General features: G+C 69.6%; 11 protein-coding genes. 5 read left to right on the top strand and 6 right to left on the bottom strand.

Annotated features, from left to right (window positions below):
• The 4 genes from V6M56_RS01330 to V6M56_RS01315 all read left to right on the top strand — a co-directional run.
• On the top strand, positions 1-594 hold a 594-nt coding region (locus tag V6M56_RS01330), incomplete at its 5' end, for a chemoreceptor glutamine deamidase CheD (protein WP_332680769.1).
• Positions 594-1,706 (top strand): chemotaxis-specific protein-glutamate methyltransferase CheB, encoded by a 1,113-nt coding sequence (gene cheB / locus V6M56_RS01325; RefSeq protein WP_332680768.1) that lies wholly within the window; start codon positions 594-596, stop codon positions 1,704-1,706. The genes V6M56_RS01330 and cheB, both read left to right, overlap by 1 nt.
• A gap of 10 nt (positions 1,707-1,716) precedes the next feature.
• The gene (locus tag V6M56_RS01320; protein ID WP_332680767.1) at positions 1,717-2,103 is read left to right on the top strand and encodes a response regulator; all 387 of its coding nucleotides are present in this window, start codon (positions 1,717-1,719) and stop codon (positions 2,101-2,103) included.
• Between the two features lie 133 nt (positions 2,104-2,236).
• Positions 2,237-2,794, top strand: coding sequence for a glutathione peroxidase (locus V6M56_RS01315; protein ID WP_332680766.1), 558 nt, complete (start codon positions 2,237-2,239; stop codon positions 2,792-2,794).
• Between the two features lie 21 nt (positions 2,795-2,815).
• Here V6M56_RS01315 and V6M56_RS01310 read toward each other — a convergent pair whose 3' ends face one another.
• The 3 genes from V6M56_RS01310 to V6M56_RS01300 form a co-directional block, all read right to left on the bottom strand.
• Positions 2,816-4,234 carry a mannose-1-phosphate guanylyltransferase/mannose-6-phosphate isomerase gene (locus V6M56_RS01310; RefSeq protein ID WP_332680765.1) on the bottom strand — a complete coding sequence of 473 codons (1,419 nt, stop codon included), beginning with the start codon at positions 4,232-4,234 and terminating at the stop codon, positions 2,816-2,818.
• A 96-nt stretch (positions 4,235-4,330) separates the two neighbouring features.
• The gene (mog, locus tag V6M56_RS01305) at positions 4,331-4,876 is read right to left on the bottom strand and encodes a molybdopterin adenylyltransferase (protein ID WP_332680764.1); all 546 of its coding nucleotides are present in this window, start codon (positions 4,874-4,876) and stop codon (positions 4,331-4,333) included.
• 16 nt (positions 4,877-4,892) lie between these two features.
• Positions 4,893-5,900, bottom strand: coding sequence for an NAD-dependent epimerase (locus tag V6M56_RS01300; protein WP_332680763.1), 1,008 nt, complete (start codon positions 5,898-5,900; stop codon positions 4,893-4,895).
• 111 nt (positions 5,901-6,011) lie between these two features.
• Here V6M56_RS01300 and V6M56_RS01295 point away from each other — a divergent pair, with 111 nt between their 5' ends.
• Positions 6,012-7,064, top strand: a complete 1,053-nt coding sequence (locus V6M56_RS01295) for a hypothetical protein (RefSeq protein ID WP_332680762.1) — start codon at positions 6,012-6,014, stop codon at positions 7,062-7,064.
• On the opposite strand, the gene V6M56_RS01290 is transcribed toward V6M56_RS01295, so the two are convergent.
• The 3 genes from V6M56_RS01290 to fliK form a co-directional block, all read right to left on the bottom strand.
• Complete coding sequence (locus V6M56_RS01290; RefSeq protein ID WP_332680761.1) at positions 6,999-8,135, bottom strand: GNAT family N-acetyltransferase; 1,137 nt, start codon at positions 8,133-8,135, stop codon at positions 6,999-7,001. The two genes, V6M56_RS01295 and V6M56_RS01290, sit on opposite strands and share 66 nt — an antisense overlap.
• Positions 8,132-8,404: an EscU/YscU/HrcU family type III secretion system export apparatus switch protein gene (locus tag V6M56_RS01285; protein ID WP_332680760.1), complete on the bottom strand. Its 273-nt coding sequence runs from the start codon at positions 8,402-8,404 to the stop codon at positions 8,132-8,134. The genes V6M56_RS01290 and V6M56_RS01285 overlap by 4 nt, the downstream gene beginning before the upstream one ends.
• Positions 8,401-9,527 (bottom strand): flagellar hook-length control protein FliK (gene fliK / locus V6M56_RS01280; protein ID WP_332680759.1); only part of this gene is annotated, 1,127 nt, incomplete at its 5' end. The genes fliK and V6M56_RS01285, both read right to left, overlap by 4 nt.

Below are 9,527 nucleotides of genomic sequence, written 5' to 3'. Positions count from 1 at the left end.
ATGAGTGTTGCCCGATCCTCACGGCGCTATTTCGATCCGCGCTTCGACGCGACCATCATCACGGTGGCGCCGGGCGAGCACGAGATCACCTCGGCCAAGGACGAGATCGTCGCAACCGTGCTCGGTTCCTGCATCTCGGTGTGCATGCGCGATCCGCAGGCCGGGGTCGGCGGGTTGAACCATTTCCTGCTGCCGAAGAACAATGGCGGCTCCGACACCCATGCCGGCGAGCGCTATGGCGACACCGCCATGGAGGTGCTGATCAACGGCCTGCTCAAGCGCGGCGGCAAGCGCAACCTGCTCGAGGCCAAGGTGTTCGGCGGTGCGCGCGTGCTCTCGGGCGCGACGATGCTGGCGATCGGCGAGGGCAACATCACCTTCGTCACCGAGTTCCTCGCCCGCGAAGGCATCCCGGTGATGTCGAAGGATGTCGGCGGGACCCGTTCGCGCCGCATCCACTACCAGCCCTCGACCGGGCGCGCCTGGGTCCAGCATGTCCAGCAGGCGGCGCGCGATCCCGAGCGGGAGCAGGAGCTCGCTTATCTCAACCGTCTCAAGACCCAGCCGGTGGCGGGCGAAGTGGAGATCTGGTGATGACCATGCCGACTTCCGCCGCAGGCCCCGTGAAAGTCCTCGTCGTCGACGATTCGGTGCTGATGCAGAAGCTGATGACGCAGATCGTCAACTCGACGCCCGGCTTCCAGGTGATCGGCGTCGCCGGCAGCGCCGAGGAAGGCTGGGACGCGATCCAGGATCTGCGCCCCGACATCCTGACGCTCGATCTCGAGCTGCCGGGCCGGCACGGGCTCAAGCTGCTCGCCCGCGTCCTGAAGCAGGACCCGCTGCCGGTGCTGATCGTCTCGGCCTTCGGCGGCCCAGGCGCCGACAACACCATCCAGGCGCTCGAACTCGGCGCCATCGACTTCATCGAGAAGCCGGACGGCACCACCCATACGCTCGACGGCTTCATGAAGCATGTCGCCGCGGCGCTGCAGCGCGCCTCGGCGAGCCGCCGCCTGATCATGGCCACGCGCGCCCTGGCCCAGCAGGCGGGCGCCCCCACGCCGCCCAGCCGCCCGGCGATGCCGCGCGAGATCAGCCGCACGGTAGGCAAGGCGCCGCTGATCGCGATCGGCGCCTCGACCGGCGGCGTGCCGGCGGTCCAGACCGTGATGCGCGACCTCGCCTTCACCCGGCTGCCGATGGTGGTCGTGCAGCACATGCCGGCGGGCTACACGGCGAAGTTCGCGGCGCGGCTTGCGGCCGCGACCGGCCTCGACGTCAGGGAAGCGGTCGATGGCGACCGCCTGCGGCCGGGCATGGCCGTGGTGGCGCCCGGCGGCCAGCGCCATCTCGAGATCGAGGAGCGGCGCGGCGAGTTCGTCTGCCTGCTCAAGGAGGGGCCGCTGGTCAGCGGGCACTGCCCGTCGGTCGATGTGATGTTCCATTCGGTGGCGCGGGCCGCCGGCGCCCAGGCGGTCGGCGCCCTGCTCACCGGCATGGGACGCGATGGCGCTGACGGTTTGTTAGCCATGCGCAAAGCCGGGGCCGAGACATTAATCCAAAGCGGCGAGACCTGTGTGGTAAACGGGATGCCGAAAGCCGCGTTCGAGATCGGCGCCGCGGACCGGGCCGTCGCGCTCGATCAGATCGGCGGCGTCATCGCGGGGCTGATCGGCGAGAGGCCGCATCAGCGCACCGCGTGAGGAGAGTGTGATGTCAAAGGCGAGAAGCGATTACCGCATCCTCGTGGTCGACGACCAGAAGAGCATGCGCGGGCTCGCGACCTATTTCCTGAAGCAGATCGAGTTCCAGGACATCGACGAGGCGGAGAACGCCCGCGAAGCGCTGATGAAGATGCAGACCAAGCGCTACGACCTGCTGCTGCTCGACTGGAACATGGACGGGATGAGCGGCATCGACCTGTTGCGCGCCATCCGCTCGGTGCCTGAGCTCAACCAGATCAAGATCATCATGGCGACCTCGGAGCGCTCGGTCGACAAGATGGACGAGGCGACCACCAATGGCGCCGACCATTATGTCGTGAAGCCCTATGAGCTGCGCGATCTCGAAGTCCGGGTGAAGAAGGTTCTCGCCTGCTGAAGGCCTCCGCCAGCGACCGATCCCGTTGGACGCCCCGGTTCCGGCCGGGGTGTTTCTCGTTTCGCTCGCGGATATCTTACTTTGCTTAGGGCAGGGGCCAGGGCTAGGCTCGCGACATTGCCGGAGCCAGAGCATGCGCTTCCATCGCCGTGAATTCCTCGCTTTGCTTGCCGCCGCGCCGGTGACCGCCGGGCTGGCCGCGCAAGGCGATGCCAACGCCTACGCTTTCAGCTTCGCACGGGCGGGAGGCGGCAACGTCCCGCTCGAGGCCTTTCGCGGCAAGCCGATCCTGATCGTCAACACCGCGACCCGCTGCGGGCTGGCGGGGCAGTTCGCCGGCCTCGAGCAGCTCTGGCAGCGCTATCGCGAGCGCGGGCTGATGCTGATCGCGGTGCCGAGCAATGATTTCGGCGGGCAGGAGCCGCTCGACGGGGCGGCGATCGCCGAGGCGGTGCGCCAGAGCCATAACGCGAGCTATCTCTTCACCGAAAAGGTCGCGGTGCGCGGCGAGAGCGCCCATCCCTTCTATCGCTGGGCGGCGAGCCAGCGCCCCGGCGAGACGCCTGCCTGGAACTTCCACAAATACCTGATCGGCCGCGACGGCAGCCTCGTCGGCAGCTTCAGCTCCGCCACCGATCCGGTCTCGCCCGAGCTGGTGCAGGCGATCGGGCGGGCGCTGGAAAGGGGCTGAGGAGCCAAGGCAGAGGCCCGCTCACGTCCTTGCGTAGATGTCCTCGATCCTGACGATATCGTCCTCGCCGGTGTAGCTGCCGACCTGGACCTCGATCAGCTCGAGCGGGATCCTGCCCGGATTCTTCAGCCGGTGGGTGCAGCCGATCGGCAGGTAGACCGACTCGTTCTCGTGGACGATGACGGTGCGGTCGTCGACCGTGACCTCGGCCGTGCCGGAGACCACCACCCAGTGCTCGGCGCGGTGGAAATGCTTCTGCAGGCTGAGCTGGCCCGCCTCCTTGACGTGGATGTGCTTGACCTGGAAGCGGCTGCCGATGTCGATGCGCTGATACCAGCCCCAGGGCCGGTAGATGCGCAGGTGCTCGCTGGCCTCGGGGCGGCCTTCGGCCTTCATCTGCTCGACCAGGTTCTTGACCTTGCCGGCGGACGCCATCGAGGCGACCAGCACCGCATCGCGGGTCGAGACCACGACGACGTCGTCGAGGCCGATGACGGTGGTCAGCACCTCGTCGCTGCGTACCAGCGAGCGACGGGTGTCGATGGCTACAGCCGGGCCCTCCAGCACATTGCCGTCGGCGTCCTTCGGCTTGATCTCGTGGATCGAATCCCAGGCGCCGATATCCGACCAGTCGAAGGAAGCGGCGAGCATGCCGGCATGCTCTGTCCGCTCCATCACGGCATAATCGATCGAGATCCTGGTAGCGCGGGCGAAGCTCTCCGGATCGAGGCGCAGGAAATCGAGGTCGCGCCTGGCCTTGCCGACCGCGGCCTCGGTGGCGGCGAGCACTTCGGGCGCATGGCGGGCAAGCTCGTCCAGCATCGTCCTGGCGGCGAAGAGGAAGTTGCCGCTGTTCCAGAGATAGCCCTCGGCGAGATACTGCCTGGCCAGTTCGAGCCTGGGTTTCTCGACGAAGCGGGCAAGGCGGCTGGCGCCGGGCTCGGCGAGCTTCTCGCCCGGCGCGAGATAGCCATAGGCGGTCGAGGGATGCGTCGGCCTGATGCCCAGCGTCATGATCAGGCCGGTCGCGGCGATGCCGGCGGCGAGCTTGCAGTCGCGGCGGAACGCCTCGGCGTCGGCGACGACATGGTCGGAAGCGAGCGCGACGCCGATGGCTTCAGGATCGCGCCGGCTGGCCATGACCGCGCCGACGGCGATGGCGGCGGCGGAATCGCGGCGCTCCGGCTCGAGCACGATCTCGCCTGCGATGCCGATGGCGAGCATCTGCTCGGCGGCGATGAAGCGGAAATCGTTGTTGGTGATGACGATCGGGGTATCGAAGGCCGGGTCGGCCAGCCGCTGCAGGGTCGTCTGAAAGGTCGAGAGGCCGCCTTCGAGCAGCGGGATGAACTGCTTCGGCATGGTGTCGCGCGAGAGCGGCCAGAGCCGGGTCCCGGCGCCGCCGGCCATGACGAGAGGGATGATCTTGGGCGAGGGCATCTTGCGTTCCCGGCGGGGGGGCATGTCGTGAGTTGCGCAACATGCTACGGCAACGAAGCTACCATCCGCTAAACGGCGCTGATGAAGGCAGCTGCCTCACCCCTTCGGCTTCTGCCCCGGCCGGAAGGCGACGATCACCGCCGGATCGGTCTCCAGATACGGGCCTTCGATCAGGTCGATGCAATAGGGGATCGCCGGCATCACCGCGTCGAGGCATTCGGCGATGGCGCGCGGCCGGCCGGGCAGGTTGACGATCAGCGACTTGCCGCGAATGCCGGCGAGCTGGCGCGAGAGGATCGCGGTCGGCACCTTGGCGAGGCTGACCTGGCGCATCAACTCGCCAAAACCCGGCATCAGCTTGTCGATGACGTCTTCGGTGGCTTCCGGCGTGACGTCGCGCGGGGCGGGGCCAGTGCCGCCGGTGGTGACGATCAGGCAGCAGCCTTGCTCGTCGGCGAGCTCGGTCAGCGTGCGGGCGATGCCGGCGCGTTCGTCGGGGATGACGCGGGAGACCGCCTGCCAGGGGCTCGCCAGCGCCCTGGTCAGATAGTCGACGATCGCCGGGCCGCCCTCGTCGGCATAGACGCCGGCCGAAGCGCGGTCGGAAACGGTGACGATGCCGATCTTCGCGGTTTCCGCCATGACGAGCGCGCCTTTCTCAGATGCGATGGAAGTCGCGATACCAGCGCACCATCCGCTCGATGCCCGCCGCCAGCGGCGTATGCGGGCGGAAGCCGATGGCGGCCTCGAGGGCGCTGACATCGGCCGCGGTGCGCAGCACGTCGCCGGGCTGGCGCGGCTTCATCTGCATGATCGCCTTCCTGCCGACCGCCTGCTCGATGGTGGCGATGAAGTCCATCAGCGGGACGGGGTCGGCATTGCCGATATTGTAGATGCGCCAGGGCGCGGCGGAGGTCGCCGGATTGGGCGTATCGCCCGACCAGGCCGGGTCAGGCGCGGCGATCTGGTCGAGCACGCGCACCACGCCCTCGACGATGTCGTCGACATAGGTGAAGTCGCGCTCGTGCCGGCCCTGGTTGAAGACCGCGATCGGCTCGCCGGCGAGAATTTTCTTCGTGAAGGTCAGCGGCGCCATGTCGGGCCGGCCCCAGGGGCCGTAGACGGTGAAGAAGCGCAGGCCCGTCGCCGGCAGGCCGTAGAGATGGCTGTAAGCATGAGCCATACCCTCGTTCGCCCTCTTGGTCGCTGCGTAGAGGCTGACCGGATGGTCGACATTGTCCTCGACGCGGAAGGGCGTGCGGGTATTGGCGCCATAGACCGAACTCGACGAGGCGTAGACGAGATGGGCGACGCCGTTCTGGCGGCAGCCTTCGAGGACATGGCCGAAGCCGGTCAGGTTGCTGTCGAGATAGGCCTGCGGATGAGTGATCGAGTAGCGCACGCCGGCCTGGGCGCCGAGATGCACGACGCGCTCGAAGCGGCCATCGGCGAACAGCGCCTGCATGCCTTCGCGGTCGGCGAGGTCGAGCTTCAGGAAGCTGAAGCGGTTATGCCCGGCGATGCGTTCCAGCCGGGCCTGCTTCAGGGCGGGATCGTAATAGTCGTTGAGGTTGTCGATGCCGACGACCTCGTCGCCGCGTTCGAGCAGGACCTTGGCCGTCTCGTTGCCGATGAACCCGGCCGCTCCCGTCACCAGAACGCGCATCGCCTTCCCAAACTGCTCCGAAACGCCCTTGCGTCGTCTATCGGCCAGTGCGCGGCCGCGGTCAACGCGGCAAGGCTCGCATGGAGCGCTGCGATCTGGTAGCGGGCGGCGATGCGCGGAGCCCCGTCATCGCCACAAGTCAAAAACCGCAACGCGGCCGGCTTTGGCGCGACGTTCCTGCTGACCGTCGCCGGGCTCCTGCTCCTGACCTTGGCGCTGACGATCTGGCGCGACCCGTTCTGGGTCCTGCGCGAGGCGCCGCCCTGGACGCAGGCAGGGCTCGGTGAGAGCCGGCTGCTCGATCTCGAAATGCGCCGCGTCAAGCCGCTGCAACTGGCGCGCATCCTGCCGCAGACATTGCTCGTCGGCTCGTCGGTCGTCTATCGCGGGCTCGATCCGGCCGATCTTGCCGGGTCGTCGCCGAGCCCGGTCTACAATGCCGGCCTCTCGTCGCTGATGGCCGGGGAACTGCCGGTGCTGGCGGCGCTGGCGCTGAATGTCGGCAGCGCCCGCCGCGTCGTGATCGGGCTCGATTACTACATGTTCACCGCCCTGCCGCCGCCGCCGGCGCTGCGCCCGGAGCTGGCGACCGCCACCGGACGTGCCGAAGCGCTGCTGCGCATGGCCTTCAATTCGGATGCGGTCGCGAATCTGCTTGCGCTGTCGCACCGCCGCACCGAGCCGGGGGCCTGGCGGGCCGACGGTTTCAAGACGACGCCGGATTTCGACGCAGGCCTGACAAGCCGTGTCGCGGAGGCGCAGGACATCGCCGCCATGGCCTATCAGCCGGAGCGGCTTGCCGGCCTTTCCGAAGCGCTCTCCATGCTGCGCGGCCTGGAGGTCGCGGTCTATCTGTCGCCGGTGAGCCGGCCGCAGCTCGGGCTGCTCGGCGGCGGCGGGCGTCTGCCGGAATTCGAGCGCTGGCGCGCCGATGTCGCGGCGCTGGTCGCCTCGCACGGCCTGCGCTTCGCCGATCTGGCCACCGACCACCCCTTCGACGATTTCGATCCGGACAAGGGCTCGTCGCGCTTCTGGATCGACAATGTCCATTTCAAGCCGGCAGTCGGGCGCTGGGTCCTGGCGAGGCTCGCGTCGGCTTCAGTTTCGCGCGCGGTCTCGCCATTGCCGCAGCAGCATACGCCCACGGGCGGCAAGCCGCGGTAGCGCCGACCCCGCCCCGCCGATCTCGACGATCGCATGCGCCATGGCCTGGCGCTCGCCCCAGGGATAGGCGCCGGGATCGACCCGGTCGCCGGCGCCGCTGTCGAGCCGGAAGGGCAGGCCCTCACCAGGACCGGCGGCGAAATCGGCGCGCAGCATCTCGATCGCCAGGCCGCGGCCGGGCGAGAGTCTGGCGAGCCTCTCGTCATAGGCGATCTTGAGGAAATGCGCCTGGCCGGCGAAGTCGACGAGCACGCCGGCGGCGATCGGGGCGTCGTCGAGCAGGAGCAGGTCGATCCGCGCCATGTCGGCTTCGGCGAAGCGGGCGACCGTCTCGCGGAAATAGGCGGCATCGGCCGGCAGCTTCGCCAGCGCCGTGCCGTTCCTGCCCTTCCAGCCGGCGGCTTCGAGCGAAAGGAAGCGTTCCAGCGCCGCCGCCACCTCGGCGCCGCGGTGGCGGGCGAGTTGCAGGGTTCCGGCGCGCTCCAGCAGGCGGTGCTGCTGCAGGCGCTTCTTGTAGCTGTGTCCGAGCGCCCGGCGCAGATAGGTTTGCGCATCGTCGCCGGCGGCCGGGATCGCCATTGGCCGGGCCCAGCTCTCGAAACGATGCAGCGTGCTGCCGGTCCCGGCGCAGGCCGCTTGCAGAGCCGCGAAGGCGACGCCCTCGACCGGCAGCAGCGGCAGGCGCAGGATTTTCGGCAGGTCGCCGGCGTCGGCGATGAAGCGCAGCAAGGCGAGTGCCACCGGCCCGGCGCGGTCGCGGTCGAGCACCGGGGCGGACGAAACCTCGTAGAGCGGCACCAGCGGAGATTGCAGCATGGCCGCGAAGCCAGTGTGGACGTTGCGCATCCGGCGGAAGGCCCAGACGCCGAGCAGTCCGCTGCCGCTGCCCTCGGCGCAGAGGATGACGATGTCGTTCGCCTGCTTCACCCGGCCGGGCAGGGCGGCGGCGATGGCGGCCGGCGCCATGTGCAGGTTGGGCGCCTCGGCGCGCCGGCAGAGGTCGGCGAAATCCGCCTGCATCGCGCCATAGCTCGCAGCGGAAACGCGGCGGACGCCGACCGCCTCGCTCATGGCCGCCGCAGGTCGCGCCGCAGCGACAGGACGAAGCCGATGACCTGCGCGGTGGCGCGGTAGAGCTCCTCGGGAATGGCATCGTCGAGCTCGACGGCGGAAAGCGCCTCTGCCAGCAGCGCGTTCTGCTCGATGGCGACATCGTGCTCGCGAGCGGTCTCGACGATCTTCTGCGCGATCTCGCCGCGGCCCTTGGCCGTGACGCGCGGGGCGCCATGCCCGTCATATTCGAGCGCGACCGCGACCTGCCGGGAAAGCGGTTCGGTCATGAGCGACGGTCCAGGAACTGGCCGGCCGTGGCCTTGCCCTGGCGCGGATGGCCGGTGTGCACTTCGAGCTCGGCGCTCTCGAAGCGAGCCTGGACCAGCGAGGCCTCGAGATCCGGTCCGGCCTGGCGCAGCAGGCGGCTGGTCTCCTCGCGCTCGGCCCAGAACGAGACGGCGATGGCGCGGCCCTGCAAGGTCACCATGCCCTGCAGCGCGCCGAGCGGCTCGGCGTCGAGCCCGAAGCGGACGCGCCAGACCGGAGCATCGGGAGTGCTGGTGCCGGGCTGCGGTGGGTCGCGCTCGATCTCGAGCGGCAGCATCGCGGTACCGTTGTGCAAAGCGAGCGGGATCTCGGCGAGCCAGCGTGTCGGGGCTTGCGTCTCGCTGCGTCCCGCCTCCGGCGGCAGCGAGGCGTATTGCGCCAGTGCGATCCGGTCGAGCCCCGCCTCGGCCTGCTCGAACAGGGTCTGGGCGATCGCCGCGGGGCGCGCGGCCGCCGTCAGGCTCGGCTCCTCGACGGGCTGCGGCGTCAGCAGGCCGGGGCGCGGCATGGCGGGGCGGGGATCGGCCGGTACAGCGGCAGATGTAGCTGGTCCGGGCGGCTGGCCGGGCCTTGCTGCGGCGGGTTTTCTGCCTGCGGGCTGAGCCTCGCCGGCCGGAAGCGGCTGGATGGTGGGGCGCAGCATGTCGCGCAGGGCTTGCAGGCCGGCCTTGAGATCGGCCTGCGGCGCCGGAGGCTCGCCGGCGGCCTGGCGGGCCTCGAGGAAGAGGCCGGAGCGCGCCACCGCGCCACGCAGTGCCTCGGCGGTGAGCGGCCTGCCCTCGGCCCGCAGCCGCTGGGCGAGGATCTGGTCGACCAGCGCGAGCAGCGGTTTCGGCAGGATCAGCGCGACCGAGCCCTGCGCCAGCCCGCCGAGATTGGCGAAGAGCGGGGCGAGGCTGTCCTGCCGGGCGATGGCCGCGCCGAGCAGGGGGCCTGCGATCGAGCGGGGCGAAGCAGGAGCAGGCGCGGCGATCGCGGGCGCGCTAGGGCGCTCGGCCGGCGCGGCGGCGGGGGGCGGGGCCGATGCGGCGGCTGGGCCGGCGGCCTGGAACGCGATGTTTCCGGTGGCGCCCGGCTGCGGCG

This window comes from Allobosea sp. (assembly GCF_036675845.1).
GTDB lineage: Bacteria > Pseudomonadota > Alphaproteobacteria > Rhizobiales > Beijerinckiaceae > Allobosea.
Note: the sequence above shows the minus strand (reverse complement) of the source record. Positions and strands in the feature narration are given on the sequence as shown.